Source organism: Microbacterium sp. 2MCAF23 (genome assembly GCF_052115565.1).
GTDB lineage: Bacteria > Actinomycetota > Actinomycetes > Actinomycetales > Microbacteriaceae > Microbacterium.
Genome location: NZ_JBFRGY010000014.1, coordinates 62,247 through 84,018 on the forward strand (window position 1 = coordinate 62,247; position 21,772 = coordinate 84,018).

Annotated in this window: 18 protein-coding genes; 8 read left to right on the top strand and 10 right to left on the bottom strand. The window is 69.9% G+C overall.

What is annotated here, in order from left to right; all coding sequences use genetic code 11:
- Positions 1 to 80: 80 nt before the first annotated feature.
- Together AB4078_RS15135 and AB4078_RS15140 are read right to left on the bottom strand one after the other, a co-directional pair.
- Positions 81 to 1,130: an alanine racemase gene (locus tag AB4078_RS15135; protein WP_441977813.1), complete on the bottom strand. Its 1,050-nt coding sequence runs from the start codon at positions 1,128 to 1,130 to the stop codon at positions 81 to 83.
- Positions 1,118 to 1,840 (bottom strand): alanine racemase, encoded by a 723-nt coding sequence (locus tag AB4078_RS15140; RefSeq protein WP_441977814.1) that lies wholly within the window; start codon positions 1,838 to 1,840, stop codon positions 1,118 to 1,120. Before AB4078_RS15140 ends, AB4078_RS15135 begins: the two co-directional genes overlap by 13 nt.
- Before the next feature lie 116 nt (positions 1,841 to 1,956).
- Between AB4078_RS15140 and AB4078_RS15145 the strand changes: the two genes are divergently transcribed.
- Entirely contained in the window at positions 1,957 to 2,979 is a 1,023-nt protein-coding gene (locus AB4078_RS15145) for a sugar-transfer associated ATP-grasp domain-containing protein (protein WP_441977815.1), read from the top strand.
- Between the two features lie 70 nt (positions 2,980 to 3,049).
- Here AB4078_RS15145 and AB4078_RS15150 read toward each other — a convergent pair whose 3' ends face one another.
- The 3 genes from AB4078_RS15150 to AB4078_RS15160 form a co-directional block, all read right to left on the bottom strand.
- Positions 3,050 to 3,754: a coenzyme F420-0:L-glutamate ligase gene (locus tag AB4078_RS15150; RefSeq protein ID WP_441977816.1), complete on the bottom strand. Its 705-nt coding sequence runs from the start codon at positions 3,752 to 3,754 to the stop codon at positions 3,050 to 3,052.
- Positions 3,751 to 4,992, bottom strand: a complete 1,242-nt coding sequence (locus tag AB4078_RS15155) for an RNA polymerase sigma factor (protein WP_441977817.1) — start codon at positions 4,990 to 4,992, stop codon at positions 3,751 to 3,753. Before AB4078_RS15155 ends, AB4078_RS15150 begins: the two co-directional genes overlap by 4 nt.
- A gap of 224 nt (positions 4,993 to 5,216) precedes the next feature.
- Positions 5,217 to 6,152 (bottom strand): proteasome assembly chaperone family protein, encoded by a 936-nt coding sequence (locus AB4078_RS15160; RefSeq protein ID WP_441977818.1) that lies wholly within the window; start codon positions 6,150 to 6,152, stop codon positions 5,217 to 5,219.
- A 111-nt stretch (positions 6,153 to 6,263) separates the two neighbouring features.
- Here AB4078_RS15160 and AB4078_RS15165 point away from each other — a divergent pair, with 111 nt between their 5' ends.
- From AB4078_RS15165 to sucB, 3 genes are all read left to right on the top strand, one after another.
- The gene (locus AB4078_RS15165) at positions 6,264 to 7,742 is read left to right on the top strand and encodes a leucyl aminopeptidase (protein WP_441977819.1); all 1,479 of its coding nucleotides are present in this window, start codon (positions 6,264 to 6,266) and stop codon (positions 7,740 to 7,742) included.
- A complete protein-coding gene (gene lpdA / locus AB4078_RS15170; RefSeq protein WP_441977820.1) occupies positions 7,739 to 9,112 on the top strand; it encodes a dihydrolipoyl dehydrogenase in 1,374 nt (457 codons plus the stop codon). Before AB4078_RS15165 ends, lpdA begins: the two co-directional genes overlap by 4 nt.
- Before the next feature lie 97 nt (positions 9,113 to 9,209).
- A complete protein-coding gene (gene sucB / locus AB4078_RS15175; protein ID WP_441977821.1) occupies positions 9,210 to 10,916 on the top strand; it encodes a 2-oxoglutarate dehydrogenase, E2 component, dihydrolipoamide succinyltransferase in 1,707 nt (568 codons plus the stop codon).
- A gap of 6 nt (positions 10,917 to 10,922) precedes the next feature.
- Here the strand turns inward: sucB and AB4078_RS15180 are convergent, their stop codons facing one another.
- Positions 10,923 to 12,500: a hypothetical protein gene (locus tag AB4078_RS15180; protein WP_441977822.1), complete on the bottom strand. Its 1,578-nt coding sequence runs from the start codon at positions 12,498 to 12,500 to the stop codon at positions 10,923 to 10,925.
- A 156-nt stretch (positions 12,501 to 12,656) separates the two neighbouring features.
- Here AB4078_RS15180 and AB4078_RS15185 point away from each other — a divergent pair, with 156 nt between their 5' ends.
- A complete protein-coding gene (locus tag AB4078_RS15185; protein WP_441977823.1) occupies positions 12,657 to 13,367 on the top strand; it encodes a DUF4191 domain-containing protein in 711 nt (236 codons plus the stop codon).
- Between the two features lie 73 nt (positions 13,368 to 13,440).
- Here the strand turns inward: AB4078_RS15185 and AB4078_RS15190 are convergent, their stop codons facing one another.
- Entirely contained in the window at positions 13,441 to 14,637 is a 1,197-nt protein-coding gene (locus tag AB4078_RS15190) for a RimK family alpha-L-glutamate ligase (RefSeq protein ID WP_440731880.1), read from the bottom strand.
- Positions 14,638 to 14,654: 17 nt separating this feature from the next.
- On the opposite strand from AB4078_RS15190, the gene AB4078_RS15195 reads away from it, so the two are divergent.
- Entirely contained in the window at positions 14,655 to 15,146 is a 492-nt protein-coding gene (locus tag AB4078_RS15195; protein ID WP_440731881.1) for an ATP-dependent zinc protease family protein, read from the top strand.
- A 54-nt stretch (positions 15,147 to 15,200) separates the two neighbouring features.
- Here AB4078_RS15195 and AB4078_RS15200 read toward each other — a convergent pair whose 3' ends face one another.
- Positions 15,201 to 15,629 (bottom strand): RDD family protein, encoded by a 429-nt coding sequence (locus AB4078_RS15200; RefSeq protein ID WP_441977824.1) that lies wholly within the window; start codon positions 15,627 to 15,629, stop codon positions 15,201 to 15,203.
- Positions 15,630 to 15,792: 163 nt separating this feature from the next.
- Here AB4078_RS15200 and glnA point away from each other — a divergent pair, with 163 nt between their 5' ends.
- Together glnA and AB4078_RS15210 are read left to right on the top strand one after the other, a co-directional pair.
- Positions 15,793 to 17,217 (top strand): type I glutamate--ammonia ligase, encoded by a 1,425-nt coding sequence (gene glnA, locus AB4078_RS15205; protein WP_441977825.1) that lies wholly within the window; start codon positions 15,793 to 15,795, stop codon positions 17,215 to 17,217.
- A gap of 152 nt (positions 17,218 to 17,369) precedes the next feature.
- Complete coding sequence (locus tag AB4078_RS15210) at positions 17,370 to 17,765, top strand: hypothetical protein (RefSeq protein WP_441977826.1); 396 nt, start codon at positions 17,370 to 17,372, stop codon at positions 17,763 to 17,765.
- A 49-nt stretch (positions 17,766 to 17,814) separates the two neighbouring features.
- Here the strand turns inward: AB4078_RS15210 and AB4078_RS15215 are convergent, their stop codons facing one another.
- Positions 17,815 to 18,738 (bottom strand): diacylglycerol/lipid kinase family protein, encoded by a 924-nt coding sequence (locus AB4078_RS15215; protein WP_441977827.1) that lies wholly within the window; start codon positions 18,736 to 18,738, stop codon positions 17,815 to 17,817.
- 48 nt (positions 18,739 to 18,786) lie between these two features.
- Complete coding sequence (locus AB4078_RS15220) at positions 18,787 to 21,768, bottom strand: bifunctional [glutamine synthetase] adenylyltransferase/[glutamine synthetase]-adenylyl-L-tyrosine phosphorylase (protein ID WP_441977828.1); 2,982 nt, start codon at positions 21,766 to 21,768, stop codon at positions 18,787 to 18,789.
- Positions 21,769 to 21,772: the final 4 nt, after the last annotated feature.

Sequence of the window (21,772 nt, forward strand, 5' to 3'; positions counted from 1 at the left end):
CGCCCATAGACAGAAGCGCCCGGTGTCCTCGGACATCGGGCGCTTTGCTTTCTGCGGCGGGCGACTCCGAGAACGGGAACTCAGCGCGCTTCGCGCCGCACGTGCGCGGTGAGCCGGCACAGGATCTCCTCGCCCACAGTGCCGATCGCCTCCGCGAGGGTCGTCGGCGTGCAGTCCCCGTGGGCGCCACGGCCGAACAGCACCACCTCGTCGCCGACGGCGGCGTCATCCCAGCCGGCCATACGCACCGTGTCCGCGCCGACGGCAAGGAGCGCGCGAGCTCCGGCGGGAGTGCCCACCTGCACGCGCCCGGCGAGGATGCTCGGCAGCCCGTCGAAGGATCCGACCCCGACGATGACCTCGTCGCCCTCGACCTGCAGCACCGGTGCGACGAGCTCGGCCGCGGGGGCGATCCCGGGCAGGTCGGGTCCGTCGGCGGAGCGCACGCCGAAGCAGAAGGCGCCCACACGCACGAGCGTGCCGCGCAGCTCGGGACGAGCCCAGGTGGCAGCGGACGCCGTGAGGTGCCGGTACGGCAGCTCTGCGCCGAGCTCGCCGGCACGTCGCACGGCCGCGAGGAAGAGCTCCTGCGCGGCGTCATCCTCGTCATCGCTCGCCTCGGCGAGGTGGCTCCACGCACCTACGAGCAGCACGTGCCCATCCTTCTGCGCGCGCAGCGCCGCAGCGACGCCCTCGTCCCACTCCGCGGCCGACAGTCCGTTGCGATGCAGCCCGGTGTCGACCTTGAGATGGATGCGCGCGACGGCACCGAGTACCGCTGCCCGCGCGATCACCCGGCGCAGATACTCGAGCGTTCCCACGCCGAGGTCCACGTCGGCTCGCAGCGCTGCATCGATCTCCGCATCAGCGGAGGTCGCCCAGGCGAACAATCGGGGCGCCGCACCGATCTCGCCACGCAGCCGGATCGCGGTGGGGATGTCGTAGGTTCCGAACCATCCGACGCCTGCGTCCGCCGCGACCCTGGCCGCCCAGATGGCGCCGAGACCGTATCCGTCGTCCTTGAGGACCATCATCAGGGTGGAGGGGGCGACGCGCGCGGTCACCGCCGCGATGTTCGCCCGCAGCACGCCCTGGTCCACCCGCAGCACGGGCCCGGTCATGCCTCCCATGCGCGCTCCGTCCGCTGCCCGACGACCGCCACCAGCTCATCGACGCCCATGCCGGTGATCCGCGCCCAGTCCGCGACTCCGGCCGACAACGGGCCGGATCCGCCGAAGTACGTCACCTCGGCGCCCACGGCGACGTCGGCCTCGCCGATGTCCACGACGCAGACGTCCATCGCGATCCGGCCGACGATCGGGTGCACCACGCCGTCGATCTCGACCGCGGCCCTGCTGCCGAGCGCACGCACGACCCCCTGCGCGTAGCCACCGGTGACGAGTGCCAGACGAGAGTCCTCCGGAGCGCGATGGATGTAGCCGTAGGAGACGCCGTCTCCGGCCGCGATGTCCTTGGTCGAGAGCACGCGCCCTGCCACGCGCATCACCGGCCGGCCCGGCAGCGCACCGGTCGCATCCGGCAGGCCGTACAGCAGGCGCGGATCCAGCTCGGGTGCCTCCGTGCAGGTCGCGTCGATGGCTTCCGCACGCAGCAGCGCGACGTCGTCCGCATCGTCCACACGCACGGCGCGCGCACCGGCTGCGGTGACGACCCGGGCCACCTCGAGGAGGCCATGCCCCCAGGCATCACGGCGAAGATCGGCGACGCCCGCTCCCCCGGTGGTGACGGCTGCAGCCGCCCCGTCCTCGAGCGCGGATCGCGAGATCACCGAACGCAGCATCGCACTCTGCGCAAGCGTGTCGGGGAGCGGCTCGTTCACCGTTCCAGCCTACCCAGGCGGATCCGGCCGGGTCCGCCCGACGCCGGCGCCCGGGGGTTCTCGGAGGCGGGCCACCTAGAATGGACCGGTCCCCGCCCGATCTCCCCGGAGTACGCATGCCCTCGAACGGCCTCGGCCTCAAGTCCCGTCTCGGCTACCTCGCCGAGCGCGCCCGTCGCATCAACGTCGGCTCGGTGATCGAGCGCGCCAAGGAGGCGTCCGCGCAGCACGGCAAGGCCGTCCCCGCCGTCGTGGTGGACATGCTGTGGTCGGCCGGCCGGCACAATGTCGGCTTCCAGGACTACATCGACTACGACTTCGCGATCCTGAACAGGGCCGAGCGCGCCACATACATGACGCACCCTGTGTCGAACCAGATCTCGGAGCGCTATGCCCACCCCGATTACCGGCACCTGTTCCACGACAAGATCGAGTTCGACGAGAAGTTCTCCGACTTCCTCCGTCGCGAATGGATGGTCGTCAAGCCGGGCAACGCCGACGAGCTGCGCGACTTCGTGCAGCGTCAGGGCACCGTCATCGTGAAGACGCCGATGGGCCAGGCAGGATCCGGCGTGTTCCGTTACCACGCCGCAGAAATCACCGACTGGGACGCGTTCCACGCCGACCTGCTCGGCAAGGGCCGTCTGCTCGTCGAGGAGGTCATCCGACAGCACCCCGACCTCGCGGCCGTCTGCCCCGGCACCGTCAACACCACGCGCGTGACCGCGTTCTTCGACGGGGAGAAGACGCACATCCTCGCGATGGCGCAGAAGTTCGGCCGGGGCGAGGTCAGCGACCAGATGTCCTTCGGCGGCTTCTACACGATGCTCGACGACGACGGCCACGCCATCAGCGCCGGCTACGACTCGCACGGGCACGTGCACGAGCTGCACCCCGACTCCGGCTTCCGCATCGCCGACTTCCAGCTGCCGATGATCGACGAGGTCAAGGCGTTCATCGACCAGGTCGCGCGCGTGGTGCCCCAGGTGCAGTACGTCGGCTGGGACATCGTGGTCGGCCCCGACGGCCCCGTGCTCGTGGAGGGCAACTGGGGCGCCGGCGTGTACGAGAACAAGCCGAGCGTCTCGGGCATCCGCACCGGCCACAAACCGCGCTACCAGGCCGCCATCAAGTTCTGAGCGCGCCGTTCACGCGAAGAAGGCCGCCCCGTCATCATGACGGGGCGGCCTTCTTCGTGGATCCGGGTGGTCAGGCCGGGCGGATGATGCCCATCGGCGTCGACTCGGTGCCCTGGCCGAGCGGATTGTCCTTGAGGATCGCGACGAGGCGCTTCTCGGCGCCCTTCTCGAGCGTGGAGCCGAGGATGTTGCCGCCGAGGTCGTTGATGTCGACCACGGCCACATCGCACACCCCGCCGATCAGCCGCTGCATCTCGTGCGCCACCTCGCGCGGGCGCGCCGGCCCCAGCACGACCGAGCGGTCGTACGGCGGCATGGTGCCCTCCGTCGGTCCGTCGATCGCACGCGCCTTCTCGCCGGCGATCCGGTAGAAGTCGCCGCGCCGGCCGAACGCCTTGGTCACGGCGGACACCGCGGCCGCGAGCAGGATCCGGGGCGTGCCGCATTCGCGCAGCGCCATCTCCATCGTCTCGGGCATGCCGAGTCCGATCCCGTAGGGCGTGCGCGTCACGTACTTCGACAGGAAGTGCGCGAGCCGGCGCGGATGGATCTCCTCGAGCAGGAACGAGCGCCCCTGCGTGATGCCGACGATCTTCTCGGTGATGAACAGCAGGTCGCCCTTCTGCACCTCACCCGCGGCGTACTCGGTCACGACATCGCCGAGCACGTCGCCCGGCATGACGACCTTCGTGCGGATCGGGATCCGCAGCCAGCGCGTGCCCTCGACGGAGATCTCGAGGTTCTTGCCGTCGTTCGGCTTCGCCTCCGCGCTCACTCGAGGTAGTCCCGCAGCGACTGCGAACGGCTCGGGTGGCGCAGCTTCGCCATCGTCTTGGACTCGATCTGCCGGATCCGCTCGCGGGTCACACCGAACGTGTCGCCGATCTGGTCGAGCGTCTTGGGCTGGCCGTCGCCGAGGCCGAAGCGCATCCGGATCACGCCGGCCTCGCGCTCGGACAGCGAATCGAGCAGCTGCTCGAGCTGACGCTGCAGCATCGTGAAGCCGACCGCGTCCGCGGGGACCACGGCCTCGGTGTCCTCGATGAGGTCGCCGAACTCGCTGTCGCCGTCCTCGCCGAGCGGGGTGTGCAGGGAGATCGGCTCGCGGCCGTACTTCTGCACCTCGATGACCTTCTCGGGGGTCATGTCGAGCTCGCGGCTCAGCTCCTCGGGCGTGGGTTCGCGGCCCAGGTCCTGCAGCATCTGCCGCTGCACGCGGGCGAGCTTGTTGATGACCTCGACCATGTGCACGGGGATGCGGATGGTGCGGGCCTGGTCGGCCATGGCGCGGGTGATGGCCTGACGGATCCACCACGTCGCGTAGGTCGAGAACTTGAAGCCCTTGGTGTAGTCGAACTTCTCGACCGCGCGGATGAGACCGAGGTTGCCCTCCTGGATGAGGTCCAGGAACTGCATTCCACGGCCCGTGTACCGCTTCGCGAGCGAGACCACGAGCCGCAGGTTGGCGCCGAGCAGGTGGCTCTTGGCGCGCTGACCGTCGCGGGCGACCCACTGCAGGTCGAGTCCGAGCTGGCCGGTCTTCTCGGCCGCCGACATCGCCGAGAGCTTCTCCTCGGCGAACAGGCCGGCCTCGATCCGCATCGCGAGCTCGACCTCTTCGGCCGCGTTCAGCAGCGCGACCTTTCCGATCTGCTTCAGGTAGTCCTTGACCGGGTCGGCGGTGGCGCCGGTGATCTGCGTCGAGTAGACGGGGACGTCGTCCTCGTCGGTGGAGCTGATCCGGATCGCACCCGTGGGCAGCGGCTCGGTGAAGGCGGGCTTGCCGCCCTCCTCCTCGTCGCCCTCATCGTCCGCGGGGGCTTCCTCCGGAGCGGTCTCGCTCTCCGCCTCGTCCTTGCTCTTCGCCCTGGACGTCTTCTTGGCCGCCGGCTTCTTCGCCGCCGCCCTCTTCGGCGCGGCGGTCGCCGCGGCGTCGACGGCCTCGGCCGCGACCTCCTCAGGCTCGGCCTGGTCGCTCTTGGTCCGGGTGTTCTTCTTCGTGGCAGTCGTCACGTCTCGCCTTTCAACGGAGCGCTTGCGCAGGCGCCCTGTGGTTCTTGGCCTGTGGGCCTTGACAGCCCGTGCCCTTGCGGGCACTAGTAAGACCCTTGTCAAGTCCCCGACCTTGCGGAGAGGGTATTGACAACGGGTCGTCAGATAAGTATCGCACACTCTGCGGGCGCAGACACCGGATCCCGCATTCCGCCTGAATCCTCCCGGGACACTCCCGGAATCGCTCAGATCCGGCCGTTCTTGTCCTCGTCGCCACCGGGCCGGGTAGCCAGGAATCGCTCCAGCTCCGCGGCGAGCTCATCGGCGCTGGGGAGTGATCCCTCGTCGAAACGCGCAGGCGCCTCGTCCTCCAGCTCGAGCCCGGACATGTAAGCGTCATACCGGTGCTCAAGGGTCTGCACCATCTGGCCGAGCTCCTCGTTGTCACGCACCTGCTCGTCGACCCGCTCGAGATACTCCGCGCGCTTCTCCCGCAGCGCATCCGTCAGCAGCACCAGACCCGTGGCCGCCATGACCTTCTCGGCGGCGGTGAGAACAGCATCCGGATACTCGGTGTCGGCGAGATAGTGCGGCACGAGCAGGACGAAGCTCGCGACACTGCGCTCCGCCTGCACGAAGCGGTACTCCAGTAGATGGCCCGCCGTGCCGGGTACCTGCGTGCGCGGGCGCCACACCGAATGCGCCGCCGTGAGCTCGGCCCGGTTGCCGCTCGCGGTGACGCCGATCGGCCGGGTGTGCGGAACCGGCATCGCGATGGAGTGGACCCACGTGACGGTGGATACGTCGTACTCCGCGGCGAAGTCGAGGACCACATCGGCGAACGTGTTCCACGCGAAGTCGGGTTCGTAGCCGGCGAGAAGCAGGAACGGCCGCCCCAGCGCGTCGTGCGCCAAGGACAGCTCGAGCCGCGCGGGCTTCAGTTCCGCGATGTGGTCCTGATCGAAGGTGAGCACCGGGCGGCGCGCACGATAGTCCAGCAGCATGTCGTTGTCGAAGACCAGCACCGGCTGCGGATCGGTCGTCTCAGAAAGGTGATCGATGAGCCCCGACACCGCGGATCCCGCGTCCGTGAAGCCGGTCAGCAGGATGACGAGCGGCAGGCCGGACGGCACGCCGCCGGGGTAGGCGACGCGTTCGTGGATCTCTCCGGAGATGGGCATGCCTCCATGCTACGAGTCGCCCCGCCCCGCGGATCCGCTGAGCGCTGACAGCGAACACGCGGGCGGGGCCATCCTCTCTTCGTGCACGGCGCCGAACCTAGGATGGAACCCATGACGTCACCTGCGCTCGAGCTGCACACAGGCGCTCCGGCGGACGCGAACGCTGATGCGGTCGTGCTCGTCGTCGCCGGTCTCACGGACACCCCGGAAGACCTGTCCCCCTTCTCCACCACCCACGCCGCGCTGACCGCGGTCGGCTTCACCGGGAAGGCGGGCGCGTACGCGCGCATCCCCGCTCCCGAGGTCGCGGACGTCCCGGTCGCCGTCGTGAGCGCAGGTTCCGCGCCGGATGCGGATGCCGTGCGCGAGGCCGTCGGTGCCGCGCTGCGCACACTCACCGGGTTCGAGCGCGTCTTGGTGCTGCTCGGCGACGCCGTGGCCGAGTTCGCGACGGCTGCGGCCGAAGGCGCGCTGCTCGGCGGCTACCGCTTCGACGACTACCGCTCCGGCGAGCAGCCGAAGCGCGCCGGGACGGTCGTGCTGCATGCCGACCTCTCCCCCGACGACGTCGCGCACGCGACGGCGCTCGCCGGCGCTGTCGCGCTGACCCGCGATCTGGTCACCACCCCGGCCGAATGGCTGGGGCCGGCAGATCTGGCGGCGCGTGCCGTCGACGAGCTCTCCGGACTCGACGTCGCCGTCGAGGTGCTCGACGAGGCCGCTCTCGCCGCCGGGGGCTTCGGAGGCATCCTCGGTGTCGGTCAGGGATCCGACCGCCCGCCGCGCCTCGTGCGCCTCGACTACTCCCCCGCCGATGCGGTCAGCCACATCGCCCTCGTGGGCAAGGGCATCACCTTCGACACCGGAGGCCTGTCGCTCAAGCCGCCGGCGAGCATGGTCGGCATGAAGACGGACATGGCGGGTGCGGCCAGCATCCTCGCCGCGACCAAGGCCGTCGCGGCTCTCGGCCTGCCCGTCCGCGTGACCGCCTGGATGTGCATCGCGGACAACATGCCGTCCGGCTCGGCGATCCGCCCTGGCGATGTGCTGCGCTTCGCCGACGGGCAGACCGTGGAGGTGCTCAACACCGATGCGGAGGGGCGTCTCGTCCTCGCGGACGGGCTCGTCGCGGCGAGCCGTGAGCACCCCGACGTGATCCTCGACGTCGCGACTCTCACCGGCGCCATCATCGTCGCCCTCGGGATGCGCCACACCGGCGTCTTCGGCGACGACGACACCGTGCAGGAGGTGCTGACCGCGGCGGCCTCGACCGGTGAGGCCGCCTGGCACATGCCGCTCCCCGAGCACATGGAGGACGAGCTGAAGTCGCCGATCGCCGACCTGGTGAACGCCAAGACCGGCGACCCTGCCGGCGGCGCCCTCTTCGCGGGCCTGTTCCTGCGCCGCATGGTCGGACGCACCTCCGACGAGGCCGACGCACCGCGCATCCCCTGGGCGCACCTCGACATCGCCGGATCGTCCGAGCACAAGGGCGCCCCGTACGGCTTCACCGACAAGGGCGCCACAGGCGCGATCGTGCGCACGCTGATCGCCTTCGCCGAGGCCCGCGCGAACGGAGTACACGCATGACCGCTCACGCCTTCGACATCGTGATCCTCGGCGGCGGCAGCGGCGGGTACGCCGCGGCGCTCCGCGCCGCCGAACTGGGCAAGTCCGTCGCGCTGATCGAGAAGGACAAGGTCGGCGGCACCTGCCTGCACCGCGGATGCATTCCCACCAAGGCGCTGCTGCACTCGGCGGAGATCGCCGAGAACGTCCGCGATGCCGCGAAGTACGGCGTCGGCGCTTCCTTCGACGGGATCGACCCGGCCGGTGTCCGCTCCTATCGGGAGGGGATCGTCGCCAAGAAGTACAAGGGTCTCGAGGGCCTCATCAAGGCGCGCGGCATCACCGTCGTCGGCGGCGAGGGCGTTCTGCGTCCGGACCGGACCATCGCGGTCGGGGACGACGTGTACACCGGATCCGATGTGATCCTCGCGACCGGGTCGTACAGCCGCTCGCTGCCCGGCCTGGAGATCGGCGGACGGATCCTCACCAGCGAGCAGGCGCTCGCACTCGAAGAGGTGCCTCAGCGCGTCGTCATCCTCGGCGGCGGTGTGATCGGCGTCGAGTTCGCGAGCGTCTGGCGCTCCTTCGGCGCCGAGGTCACGATCGTCGAGGCGCTCGACCACCTCGCCCCCAACGAGGACATCGCGCTGAGCAAGGGGCTCGAGCGCGCGTTCCGCCGGCGGGGCATCACCTACTCGCTGGGCGTGCGGTTCGCGAGCGCCGCCCAGACCGAGCACGCCGTCACCGTGACTCTGGAGAACGGCACCGCCTACGAGGCCGACTACCTGCTCGTGGCCGTCGGCCGGGGCCCGGCCACGGCGGGCCTCGGCTTCGAGGAGGCCGGCGTCGCCATGGACCGTGGTTTCGTGCTCACTGACCCCGAGCTGCGCACGAACGTCGACCACGTCTGGGCGGTCGGCGACATCGTGCCAGGGCTTCAGCTCGCGCACCGCGGGTTCCTGCAGGGCATCGCCGTCGCCGAGCGCATCGCGGGGCTGAGCCCTGCAGTGATCCCGGATGCGCAGATCCCCCGCGTCACGTACTGCAGCCCGGAGGTCGCCTCGGTCGGGGTGACCGAGGCCGCAGCGATCGAGGCGCTGGGCGCCGATGGGGTCGTCGCCTACGAGTACAACCTCGCCGGCAACGGCAAGAGCGAGATCATCGGCACGGGCGGGCTCGTCAAGGTCGTGCGCCAGAAGGACGGCCCCATCCTGGGCGTTCATCTGCTGGGCGACCGTGTCGGAGAACTCATCACCGAGGGGCAACTCGCGGTGAGCTGGGATGCGCACCCCGAGGACATCGCCCCGCTGATCCACGCCCACCCGACGCAGAGCGAGGCTCTCGGCGAGGCGTTCCTCGCCCTCGCCGGCAAGCCACTTCACGCATTGTGAAAGATTTCTTGCGCATCGTGGAATTCAAGGCTGGGCTGAACGCCCTGTTGCCCACTAAGCTGAACACCATCACGAACTTCCTTAAGGAGACTCCGTCATGAGCACACCCGTGGTCCTTCCCGCCCTCGGCGAAAGCGTCACCGAGGGCACTGTGACCCGTTGGCTCAAGCAGGTGGGCGACACCGTCCAGGCCGACGAGGGCCTGCTCGAGATCTCGACCGACAAGGTCGACACCGAGATCCCCTCGCCGGTCAGCGGCGTGATCGAGGAGATCCTCGTCGCCGAGGACGACACCGTCGAGATCGGTGCGATCCTCGCCCGTATCGGTGACGGCTCGGGCGCATCGGCTCCCGCCACCCCCGCTGCCGAGGCCGCTCCCGCCGCCGAAGCGCCGGCTGCCGAGGCGCCCGCACCTGCCGCCGAGCCCGCACCTGCCGCTCCGGCTGCCGCTCCCGCCGCGTCTTCGGACGCCACCGACGTGCGCCTCCCCGAGCTGGGCGAGAGCGTCACCGAGGGCACCGTGACCCGCTGGCTGAAGCAGGTCGGCGATGACGTGGCCGTGGACGAGCCGCTGCTGGAGATCTCGACCGACAAGGTCGACACCGAGATCCCCTCGCCCGTCGCCGGCACGCTGCAGGAGATCCTGGCCGCCGAGGACGAGACCATCGCCGTCGGCGCGGTGCTCGCTCGCATCGGCAGCGGCGCTCCGGCTGCTGCCGCACCGGCAGCCGAGCCGGCCCCGGCTCCCGCAGCCGCTGCACCGGCGCCTGCCCCCGCCGCTCCCGCAGCTGCGCCGGCACCTGCCCCCGCTGCACCCGCCGCTGCTCCCGCACCCGCCGCTGCACCCGCACCGAGCGCCGCGACGCCGGCACCGGCAGCTCCGGCTGCCACCGACGCCGGCTCCGACTCGGTGTACGTGACGCCGCTCGTGCGCCGTCTCGCCGCCGAGAAGGGCGTCGACCTGGCGTCGATCACCGGCACCGGCGTGGGCGGACGCATCCGCAAGGAGGATGTGCTGAATGCCTCCGCGACCCCGGCTGCGGCACCCGCTGCAGCCGCCGCACCGGCGAAGGCCCGTGAGATCTCGCCGCTGCGCGGGACCACCCAGCCGATGTCGCGTCTGCGCAAGGTGCTCGCCGAGCGTGCTGTCGCATCCATGCAGCAGACCGCTCAGCTGACCACGGTGGTCGAGGTCGACGTCACGAAGCTCGCCGCGTACCGCGACGAGGTCAAGGGCTCGTTCCAGCAGAAGACCGGCGACAAGCTCTCGTTCCTGCCGTTCTTCGCCCTCGCTGCCGCCGAGGCTCTGCAGGAGTTCCCGATCGTGAACGCCACGGTGGACGGCACGGACATCGTGTACCCCGCGTCGGAGAACATCTCGATCGCGGTGGACACCGAGCGCGGCCTGCTCACGCCCGTGCTGCGCGATGCCGGATCGAAGAACATCGCGCAGATCGCCCGGGAGATCGCAGATCTCGCGGCGCGCACCCGCGACAACAAGCTGAAGCCCGACGAGTTGGCCGGCGGCACCTTCACGCTGACCAACACGGGTTCGCGCGGCGCGCTGTTCGACACCCCTGTGGTGTTCCTGCCGCAGTCGGCGATCCTCGGCACCGGCATCGTGGCGAAGCGCCCCGGGGTGATCACGGTGGACGGCCAGCAGGCCATCGCGGTGCGGTCCTACGTCTACCTCGCTCTGTCGTACGACCACCGCACGGTCGACGGGGCCGACGCCGCAAGGTTCCTGTCGTCGGTGAAGGCGCGCCTGGAAGCGGCGGACTTCGCCGCTCAGCTCGGCGCCTGACCACGCTCACGGGGCTCCGGTCCCTTCGGATGGCGGGTTCGCGATGTCGTACACATCGCGGATCCGCCATTCGGCGTCCCGGCGGATGATCACGACCATCTGCGCTCCCTCTTCGGAGGCGTTCCTGATCGCGGCGATATCGCCGTAGTCCTCGATCAGCACCGGCGGTTCGTCTGCCTCCCGCAGGTGCCGGGATGTGGTCGCACCGCCGTCCCACACCTCCGCGCACTCCGGCTGCGGGTGCACCTCGCAGTTCCGGCCCGCAGCGATCAGCTCTTCGCCGGCGGCCCGTGGATCCGATTGCGCCGACGCACCGAGGGTGCGGGTCCGTACAGGAGCGGCCGGCGTCGCTCCCCCGCGGTCAGGCAGCGTAGGAGACGGGGACGGCAAGGGCGGCCGTCCGGTCGACGATGGAACGGCCGGAGTCGCCGTGGACGGACGGTCGGCCGCGTCAGCACTGCCCGTGCCGGACGGCCACAATGCGCCGACCACAGCGATCACGGCGGCCGCCGACACGGCGACAAGAACTGGCCCCCTCCACCGCTTGCGTTCGACCGACCGATCCGGCCGCGATGCGGGGAGCCGGGACTGCACCCGGGCCGTTCTCCGGAACGGCATGACGCGCCCGGTACGTTCCCGCACATGGCCCAGGGCGTCGCGCAGCCGCAGCATCAGCAGCGGCCCGGGGGCGGAAGAGCGCCTGCCGCGTGCGTGGCGCCCCTTCGCCCCCGCGGGGCGATTCCGCTGCGCCACAACCTCCCGTCGCCCGTCGTCTCGTGCGGCGGTACGCAGGTCTCTCCGTCGCGGAGGACGGTCGCCTCCATGCGGCGACGTCCGCAAGGTGTCCCTCCTCTGGCTCCCGTCGTCAGGTTCCGGGACCCCGCCGACGTCCAGTCGCAACGCTCGCGGGGCGGCGATCTCGAGCAGTTCGCTTTCCCACCGCGCGGCTTCGACGCGGAGGCGGCGCGGATCATCCAGCGCGTCGGCGAGGCGTGTCAGCACGCGACGGAGCGCACGGTCCTCGATCCGCGCCTCGAGATCACGCAGCAGCCGTTCTCCGGTCTCGCGCGGCGATCCCCCGGCACCCGGCGAGTCGGCCGCTCCGATCGCGAACAGTGGACGCGCCTCATCGGTCAGCCACCAGCCGCCGTCCAGGCCTCCTTCGGCCTCATCGTCCGCACTCGAACGTGCGCCTGCACTCCGCTCGCCGGACGGCGCGTCCTGCGGGACCTCCAGCTCGAGCACACCGCGCAGCACGCTGACCGCGAGGGTCACCGCCTCACCGTGTCCGATCCCGCCGGTGTCCGCCGTTTGCGCGAGGTGCGCACGCACGGTGCGCACGCACCACGGCAGCAGCACGTCCTGCCCATCCGGCCTCAGCGCGACATCGAGCGGCGCGGCCACGTGCTCGGCGCCGGCGAACACCCATCCGGCCCAGCCGTGCAGCTGCGCCGCATCGACCCGCAGGGCCATGCCGTTCCTGCACGTGACGAGCTCGCCGTCATACGGACCCTCCCCCTCCGCGAGCACACGGACGGTGCGATGCGCACCCGCCACGGCGATGCCTCTGCTTCGTTCCGTCATGCCCCCATCCCAACGCGCCGGGATCCCTCACAACGGGGGCATCACGCAATCCGTGCACATTCCGGATCGCGAGCCCTCTGTGCAGGACGATGCTGTTCGCCCACCGCGTGTCCATCCGGGCCGTCACGGCCTCGCAGAATCGGTAGGCTGGAGGGTATGGCAAAAAGTCCCTCCGCGACGGAGAAGCAGCCCGGCTTCTTCTCGCAGCTGCGCTCGCTCTTCCGCTTCACCCGGGAGATCTACCCGTGGCTGCCCTGGGCGCAGATCGCGCTCCTGGTCGTCGGCGTCCTCATCGGCCTGATCGTCGGCTACCTGATTCCCCCGTTCCAGATCTGGAGCCTCGTACTGTGGGGCATCACCGGCCTGCTGCTGGGTGTGCTGGGCGCCATGTTCCTGATGACGCGCCTGTCCACGACCGCGATGTACCGCAAGATCGACGGCATGCCCGGCGCGGCCGGCCATGTCCTCAGCACTTCGCTGGGCCGCAGCTGGCAGGGTTCCGAGGTCCCGGTCGGCGTGAACCCGAAGACGCAGGACGCGGTCTACCGCGCGATCGGTCGCGGCGGCATCGTGGTCGTCGCCGAGGGCGCGCGCGGCCGGCTCACCCGGCTCGTCAAGGATGAGAAGACGAAGGCGATGCGCGTTGCCCAGGGCGTGCCCGTGAACGTGTTCTACGTCGGTCACGGCGAGGACGAGGTCTCGATCGACAAGCTCTCCAAGACCATCAAGAAGCTGCCCAAGGCCATCGACAACGCGACCATGGCCGCCGTGATCAAGCGCATGGAGTCGGTCTCCCAGTCCGTCGCCTCGCTGCCGATCCCCAAGGGCATCGACCCGCTCAAGACGCGCGCACCGCGTCCGCGCTGAACCTGCTCCTGACACGACGAGCGCCCGGTCCCTTTCGGGGCCGGGCGCTCGTCGTGTGGCCGATGGGACTCGCTCAGCCCGTGGTGTCCGGCATGTGCTCCTTCTGGAGCTTGCGCACCTTGGCCCGCCGGCGACGGCGCTCCGGGATCATCGAGCGCATCTCGTCGAGCTTGCCGAAGCACAGCAACCGGTCCTCGTCCTCGAGCACGACGTGCTTGCGCGGATTCGGGATCACCGTGACGCCGCGGTGCAGCGTGAGGACGGTGATGTCGCGATCCCACAGACCGAGGTCGCCGAGCTGCTTGCCGACCTGCTCCGCGCCGGCGTGGATCACGAGCTCGGCCACGCCGTAGCCGGTCGAGACGCTCAGGCGCTGGCGCACGTCGATCTCGGGGAAGTTCACCTGGTTGGCGATGAAGTCGATGATCGCGCCGGCCACGTCCAGCCCGGTCGCCGCCTCGATGCCCTGCAGGCCCGGCGAGGAGTTGACCTCCATGACCAGGGGCCCGTCCTCCCCCTCGAGCATGTCCACACCCGCCACGCGCAGCCCCATGATCTGCGCGGCCCGCACGGCCGTCTGCTCGTAGATCGGGTCGAGGTGCACGGCCTCGACGGTGCCCCCGCGGTGCACGTTCGAACGGAACTCGTCGCCGTTCGCCACGCGCCGCATGGCCGCGACCACCCGATCACCGACGACGAGGGCCCGGATGTCGCGGCCCCGGCTCTCCGAGATGAACTTCTGGATCAGCACGTTCTGCTTGGTCGAGTGCAACGTCTCGATGATCGCCTCGGCGACTTTGACCTGCGGGGCGAGGATGACGCCGATCCCCTGCGTGCCCTCGAGCAGCTTGATGACGACCGGCGCCCCGCCGACGCGTTCGATCGCAGGACGCACGTCGGCCCGGTTGCGCACGAACGCCGTCGGCGGCATCGCGATGTTGTGCCGGGAGAGGATCTGGTTCGCGCGGAGCTTGTCCCGCGCGCTGGAGATGCCGTTCGCGGTGTTCGGCGTGTAGACGTCCATCTGCTCGAACTGACGGACCACCGCCGTGCCGAAGTACGTGATCGAGTTGCCGATGCGCGGGAGGATCGCGTCGTAGTCGCTGAGACGGCGCCCGCGGAAGTGCAGATCCGGTTCGTCCGCCGTGAGGTCGATCGCGAAGCGCAGCGTGTTCAGCACCTTGATCTGGTGACCGCGCTGCGTCGCGGCGGCACGGAGGCGCTGGGTCGAGTAGGACTGCGGGGCGCGCGAGAGCACGGCGAGCTTCACGGTGATTTCCTGCCAGGATGTGTGTTGTGGACCGACCTACTCATTCAAGCACCCTAATCGGGTGGCGGGAGTGGGTGTCGCTCCCCGACGTCGGAATCCCCTGGATCAAGGCGAAGGTCGACACCGGGGCGCGAAGCTCATCGCTGCACGCCCAGCACATCCGCGAGTTCGAACGCGACGGCGCCCCGTGGGTGCGGTTCGACGTGCGCCCCTGGCAGGGCGCGCACGAACTGGTCCCGGTGGAGCTGCCGGTGTTCGACCGCCGCGACGTGCGCTCCTCATCCGGGCACGCGCAGAGCCGCCTGGTGGTGCTGCTCGATCTCGTACTGGTCGACCACAGGGTCACCGCAGAGGTCACTCTCAGCAATCGCAGCGAGATGGGATTCCGGATGCTGATCGGCCGCGAGGCGCTGCGACAGGGCTTCACGATCGACCCGGCGCGCTCCTTCGTCGGAGGCAAGGCCCCGAAGACGTTCCGCCGCCTCAACCGCGGTCACGCCGCCGCCTGAAGGCTCTGCGGAGCCTTGCGCATCTCCTGCGCGATCGCGTCGTAGCTCGGCGCGTCAGGCGCGGATGAGCACCGTTCCGACCGCCTTGTCGTGCAGCCCGCGCTGATCCGCATCGAAGATCACGGCCGGGATCACGAAGACGAGCAGCAGGGTGCGCACGATCGGACGCCACAGGCCCACCCAGGAACCGTTCATCATGACCAGGCGCAGGCCCACGATCCGGTGCCCCGGGCTGCCGCCGATAGTCGGGATGAACACGATCTGCAGCACGGCGAACACGATCATCGGCGCGAACTGGGTGATGCCCGCCTCCTTCGGCAGGGCGAACTGCTGGAAGCCGAGGAACGCGCTCGCGATGATCGATGCCGCGGCGTAGTCGATCACGAGAGCGGCGATCCGTCGTCCGATCCGGCCGACGCTGCCCGGGCCGGTCTTCGGGAGACCGAGTCGTTCTCCGGGGTAGCTCTGCGCGGTGTCGGACATCCCTTCAGCCTAGGCGAGCGCGCTCCCTGATCCCGCCGCGGACGCCTCAGCCGCAGGCAGACCCGTAACACGCCGGAAACATTCCAGACACGGCCGCGTCATCCCCTGCTCGTAACCTGCTTGCAGGTCGCTCGACCGCACCCGTTCCTCCAGGAGTTGATGCATGTTCACCACCCCCGCCGACGTGCTCGCGTACATCCGCGACAACGACGTCAAGTTCCTCGACATCCGCTTCACCGACCTGCCCGGCGTGCAGCAGCACTTCAACATCCCTGCCGCGACGGTCGACGAGGACTTCTTCGCCAACGGCCAGCTGTTCGACGGCTCCTCGATCCGCGGCTTCGCGTCGATCCACGAGTCCGACATGCAGCTCATCCCCGACGTGACCACGGCCTACGTCGACCCGTTCCGCGAGGCCAGCACGCTCGTCATGGTCTTCGACATCTACAACCCGCGCACGGGTGAGATCTACAGCAAGGACCCGCGTCAGGTCGCCAAGAAGGCCGAGAAGTACCTCGCCTCGACCGGCATCGCCGACACCGCGTACTTCGCCCCCGAGGCCGAGTTCTACATCTTCGACGACGTGCGCTACTCGGTCACCGCCGGTGAGAGCTTCTACAAGGTCGACTCCGAGGAGGCCGCGTGGAACAGCGGCCGCGAGGAGGAGGGCGGCAACCTCGGCAACAAGACGCCGTTCAAGGGCGGCTACTTCCCCGTGGCGCCGGTGGACAAGACCGCCGACCTGCGCGACAACATGACGCTGAACCTCATCGACGCGGGGTTCCACCTCGAGCGCTCGCACCACGAGGTCGGCACGGCCGGTCAGCAGGAGATCAACTATCGCTTCGACACCATGGTGCACGCGGCGGACGACATCCTGAAGTTCAAGTACATCATCAAGAACACCGCTGAGGAGTGGGGCAAGACGGTCACGTTCATGCCGAAGCCGCTGTTCGGCGACAACGGATCCGGCATGCACACGCACCAGTCGCTCTGGCTGGACGGCAAGCCCCTGTTCTTCGACGAGAACGGCTACGGCCAGCTCAGCGACACCGCCCGCTGGTACATCGGCGGCCTTCTCAAGCACGCGCACGCGGTACTCGCCTTCACCAACCCGACCCTGAACAGCTACCACCGCCTGGTGAAGCACTTCGAGGCGCCGGTCAACCTGGCCTACTCCGCCGGCAACCGCTCCGCCGCGATCCGCATCCCGCTCACGGGCTCCAACCCGAAGGCCAAGCGCATCGAGTTCCGCGTTCCGGACGCCTCGGGCAACCCGTACCTCGCCTTCGCCGCGCAGCTCATGGCCGGCCTGGACGGCATCCGCAACCGCATCGAGCCGCTCGAGCCCATCGACAAGGACCTCTACGAGCTTCCCCCTGAGGAGGCCAAGAACATCCCGCAGGTGCCGAACTCCCTGCTGGACTCGCTCGAGGCTCTCCGCGCCGACCACGCCTTCCTGCTCGAGGGCGGCGTGTTCACCGAGGAGCTCATCGAGACCTGGATCTCCTACAAGTACAACAACGAGATCCTGCCGATGGCCCAGCGCCCGCACCCGTACGAGTACGAGCTGTACTTCGGCGTCTGACCCCCGATCCGACGAACGCCCTCGACCTTCATGGTCGGGGGCGTTCGTCGTTCCGCCCGGCACGGCGTGGTTCGTCGCGGCGGATTCACGGATATGCCAAGGTGAGGCCAGTCACCCCGGTGACTGCATCTCCGGCCCGCAGAGGAGTCAGCATGCTCACCCCCACCACCGTCAAGATCTCATTCTGGATCTTCCTGATCGGCATCATCCTCGACGTCGTCGGCGCCGTCCTGATCATCATCGCGGGAACGGCCGTCACCACGACCGGCGACTCGGCCACTGTCGCGGGCACCAGCGTCAACGGGACCGTCCTCATCGCCACGGGTGCCATCGCACTCGTGTTCGCGATCATCGAGCTGTTCATCCTCCGGAGGATGAAGGCAGGTAGGAACTGGGCACGCATCGTGCTGACGGTTCTGGAGATCCTCTCGATCGGCTCACTGTTCAGCGGCACCAACGGCATCGGGATCCTCGCCCTCCTTCTCGGCATCGTCGCAGTCGTGCTCCTGTGGCTGCCCGCCTCGAACACCTACTTCCGCGGCGCCTGAGGTCTCGTGCGCTCGGCCCGGGCCGAGAGACCCCGGCACCTTATCCGGTTCAGGCGCGGACCAGCAGCACTCCGGGACGGATGCCCGCGGTGAAGGAGCGCACCTGGCCGCGCTCCTCGCCGTCGATCTGGAAGGGCTGCGAGCGCGCCAGCTCTACTCTGATGCGCTGCGCCGAAGCATGCCGCACCACGTCGGTGCTGGTCGTCTCGCCACCGAGAAGCCTGCGCAGACCGTTGTCCCAGACGACGGTGCGCACCGTCTCGAACCAGTCCGCCACGCCCTCCGCGCTGACGAGAAGGAGATCCAGCCGCCCGTCGTCCGGTACGGCGTCCGGAAGCAGGGTGATCCCGCCTTGGATCATGCCGCAGTTGCCGATCATGAGGGTGTGGATCCGCGCCCGGTCCGCGTGCTCCCCGTCCAGGGCGAGCTCGACGGAGACGAGCTCGGTCCCGGCGGCCGCGGCGCCCAGCGCCTTCACATAGGCGAGCCAGCCGGCCTTCGCCTTGAGCTCCTCGTCGGTCTCCTCGAGCATGCGCGCATCGAGCCCGAGGCCGGCCATCACGACGAACACGTGCTCTCCCGGAGCGTCACCCTCGCTCACCTCGATGGTGCCCACGTCGATGCGGCGCGGCTCTGCGGTGAGCGCGTGGGCGACCGCGGCCGCGACCCCGTCCAGCGGCACGCCCAGATTCCTGGCGAGCAGGTTGCCGGTGCCGTGCGGCAGGATCCCGAGAGCGGCATCGGTGCCGGCGAGCACCTCGGCCACTGCGCGGACCGTGCCGTCGCCACCCGCCGCGAAGACGAGCTCGCAGCCGGCATCGACCGCCTCCTGCGCCATCGCCCGTCCCGGGTCCTCCTCGGTCGTCAGGAAGAACCGGATGTCGGCATCGGAGATGTGCGCAGCGACCGCGGCGCGCACCTCATCCTCCGATTCGAGCTTCACCGGATTGCGGACCACGCCGATCATCGTCATGAGACCATCCTCGCCGCATCGCCGGCCGAACGCCGCGCACAGCGCCCGTCAGCCGTAGAACAGCGTCTCGAAAGCCTTCCTGGCGCGCCGCGTCACGCGCAGGTATTCCTCCTCGACGGCGGCCGCCGAGCGGTCGGGGTAGCCGAGGATCCGGCCGACGCCGTCGAGTTCGCGCGGATCAGCCGGCAGCACGTCCTTCGTCTGCCCGGTGAGCAGTGTCATCGCCGAGCGCAGCCGGCTGGAGAGCCGCCATGCCTCACGCAGCCGCTCCCCCGCCGCGGCCGGCACGAAACCGTTCTCGACGGCGACGTCGAGTGCCGCCAGCGTCGAGGTCGTGCGCAATGCCGGCACGGCATGCGCATGCTGCAGCTGCACGATCTGGATCAGCCACTCCACGTCGCTGAGAGTGCCGGGGCCGAGCTTGAGGTGCCGGCGCGGGTCCACGCCCTGCGGCAGGCGCTCGCCCTCGACGCGTGCCTTGATCCGCTTGATCTCCCGCAGCGACGTGAGATCCAGCGCCTCCGGATAGCGCACGCCGTCGGCGAGCTCCAGGAAGCGCTCGATGAGCTTGTGGCTGCCCGCGACGCCACGGGCGCGCAGCAGCGCCTGAGCCTCCCAGGACAGCGACCAGCGGCGGTAGTACGCGGCGTACGCGTCGAGGGTACGCACGAGAGGGCCGTTGCGCCCCTCTGGGCGCAGATCCGCGTCGAGCTCGAGCGGAAGCCGATGGTCGGTCAGGTGCTCCCGCAGCCCTGCGACGATCCGCGCGGCGAGCTGCTGCGCACGCTGCGCGTCGACACCATTCGCGTCGTACACGAAGAGCACATCCGCGTCGGATCCGAATCCGAGCTCCGCGCCGCCGAAGCGCCCCATTCCGATGACGGAGAAGTCCAAGACGTCGTCTTCGTCGGGCACGACATCGCGGCGCACGGCTCGCAGCGCGGCCTGGATCGCGGCATCGGTGATCGTCGTGAGCGCCAACGCGACCTCGTCGATGCTCAGCACGTCCAGCACGGCGCCCATCGCGGTGCGCAACAACTCCCGGCGTCGCAGCGCCCGTACCGAGCGCATCGCATCCAGGATCGTGTCGTGCCGGGTCTGGATCGCCCTGGCCTCCTCATCGAGCGCCTGCCACGGCCGCGGTCGCAGCTGCTCGGTGCTCTCCAGCCACGCGACCGACTCCGGGATCCACTCCATCAGCTCGCCGATGTACCGCGAGGTCGAGAGCACGCGGGTGAGCCGCTCCGCGGCGCCCGACGAGTCGCGCAGCATGCGCAGGAACCAGGGCGTGTCGCCGAGCCGCTCGCTGATGCGCCGGAACGCGATCAAGCCGTAGTCGGGATCCGTCCCGTCCGCGAACCAGCGCACCATCACCGGCATCAGGTGCCGCTGGATCGTCGCCTTCCGGCTGAGTCCGGTGGTCAAGGCGCCGATGTGGCGGAGCGCACCGGCAGGGTCGCGGAAGCCGATCGCGGCGAGGCGGTCGTGCGCCTGGTCCGTGGAGAGCGTGCGCTCCTCCTCCGGCAACGATGCGACCGCGCTCAGCAGCGGACGATAGAACAGCCGGGTGTGCAGGTCCCGCACCTCACGGCGCACGTCCTCCCACACCCTCCTGATGCCGTCCGCAGTCTCGGCGAGGCCGGTGGCGCGGCCCAGCACGCGCAGCGCCTCCTCCTCGCGCGGCACGAGATGGGTGCGCTGCATCTCGCGCAGCTGCAGCCGGTGCTCGATCAGTCGCAGCACCCGGTAGTCCTGCGCGAACAGGCCGGCCTCGGCTCGGCCGATGTAGCCACCCGCGACGAGCGCGTCGAGCGACTCCAGCGTGCCCCTCGTGCGGATCTGCGGATCCGTGAGGCCGTGCACGAGCTGCAGCAGCTGCACGGTGAACTCGATGTCGCGCAGTCCTCCCGGTCCGAGTTTGAGCTGGTACGGCACGTCCTCGGCAGCGATGTGCTCGGTGACGCGCTCGCGCATGCGCTGCACGCTGCCGACGAAGTCCTCGCGTGCTGCACTCGACCACACCTTGGGCTGCACAGCCTCGATGTATGCCGTGCCCAGGGCGTCATCGCCGGCGATCGCCCGCGCCTTCAGCAGCGCCTGGAACTCCCAGCTCTTCGCCCAGCGGTCGTAGTAGGCGACGTGTGAGCCCAGGGAGCGCACGAGCGCGCCCTGCTTGCCCTCGGGGCGCAGCGCCGCGTCGACCTCCCAGAGCGGCGGCTCGGACTCGATCCCGGCGATGACCTGCATGGTCTCCCGCGCCAGCCGTGTGGCGATGTCGATCGCCCTGGGCTCGGTCAGCCGCTCCTCATCCGCGGTGCCCGCGACGAAGATGACGTCCACGTCGCTGACGTAGTTCAGCTCGCGCGCCCCGGTCTTGCCCATGCCGATGATCGCCAGCCGGGTCAGAGCGACGTCCCGCCGGACGTCGGCGGAACCGGCCGCGATCGCGGTGCGCGCGATCGCGAGCGCCGCCTCCAGCGCAGCGGACGCCGCATCCGCGAGCGCCGCCGAGACGTCCGCCACCGCGGCGACCGGTTCCGATGCGGTCAGATCCCACGCCGCGATCCCTGCAACCGCACGCCGGTACGCGATGCGCAGCCGGATCCGGGCCGCCGCGTCTCCGGTCGCCGCGAACCCGTCCGCCGCATCCACTGAGGACAGCAGCAGGTCGCGCAGCCGCTCGGCGCTCGGCAGCGCCGAGCGGTCCTCACGCAGCAGCGCCAGCTCCTCCGGACGGCGTTCGAAGAACCGGCCGAGCCCCGGCGAGGCGCCGAACACCGCCCAGGCGCGGGCGCGCGGCGCCGTGTCCGACAGTACGGCGGCCACCCCGGTCGGATCCCGGCGGGCGACGCGGATGAGCCCGGCCAGCGCCTCGTCGGGATCGGCGCTGCGCAGCGGCTCGATCAGCGTCGACGGCGTGAGCCCGGTGATCTCTCCCAGTTCACGCAGCCCGGCGGACGCGGCGGACAGGCCGACAAAGCCCAGCCGGGCGAGCGCGGACAGCGAGAGCGAGTCGTCGAAACGGGGCACTACG

Excerpts from the sequence above, each read along its gene's own strand:
- AB4078_RS15135 (WP_441977813.1), bottom strand. The coding sequence starts at position 1,130 with ATGGGAGGCATGACCGGGCCCGTGCTGCGGGTGGACCAGGGCGTGCTG.
- AB4078_RS15145 (WP_441977815.1), top strand. The coding sequence starts at position 1,957 with ATGCCCTCGAACGGCCTCGGCCTCAAGTCCCGTCTCGGCTACCTCGCC.
- AB4078_RS15160 (WP_441977818.1), bottom strand. The coding sequence starts at position 6,152 with ATGCCCATCTCCGGAGAGATCCACGAACGCGTCGCCTACCCCGGCGGC.
- AB4078_RS15165 (WP_441977819.1), top strand. The coding sequence starts at position 6,264 with ATGACGTCACCTGCGCTCGAGCTGCACACAGGCGCTCCGGCGGACGCG.
- lpdA (WP_441977820.1), top strand. The coding sequence starts at position 7,739 with ATGACCGCTCACGCCTTCGACATCGTGATCCTCGGCGGCGGCAGCGGC.
- sucB (WP_441977821.1), top strand. The coding sequence starts at position 9,210 with ATGAGCACACCCGTGGTCCTTCCCGCCCTCGGCGAAAGCGTCACCGAG.
- AB4078_RS15180 (WP_441977822.1), bottom strand. The coding sequence starts at position 12,500 with ATGACGGAACGAAGCAGAGGCATCGCCGTGGCGGGTGCGCATCGCACC.
- AB4078_RS15185 (WP_441977823.1), top strand. The coding sequence starts at position 12,657 with ATGGCAAAAAGTCCCTCCGCGACGGAGAAGCAGCCCGGCTTCTTCTCG.
- AB4078_RS15195 (WP_440731881.1), top strand. The coding sequence starts at position 14,655 with ATGTGTGTTGTGGACCGACCTACTCATTCAAGCACCCTAATCGGGTGG.
- AB4078_RS15200 (WP_441977824.1), bottom strand. The coding sequence starts at position 15,629 with ATGTCCGACACCGCGCAGAGCTACCCCGGAGAACGACTCGGTCTCCCG.
- glnA (WP_441977825.1), top strand. The coding sequence starts at position 15,793 with ATGTTCACCACCCCCGCCGACGTGCTCGCGTACATCCGCGACAACGAC.
- AB4078_RS15210 (WP_441977826.1), top strand. The coding sequence starts at position 17,370 with ATGCTCACCCCCACCACCGTCAAGATCTCATTCTGGATCTTCCTGATC.
- AB4078_RS15215 (WP_441977827.1), bottom strand. The coding sequence starts at position 18,738 with ATGACGATGATCGGCGTGGTCCGCAATCCGGTGAAGCTCGAATCGGAG.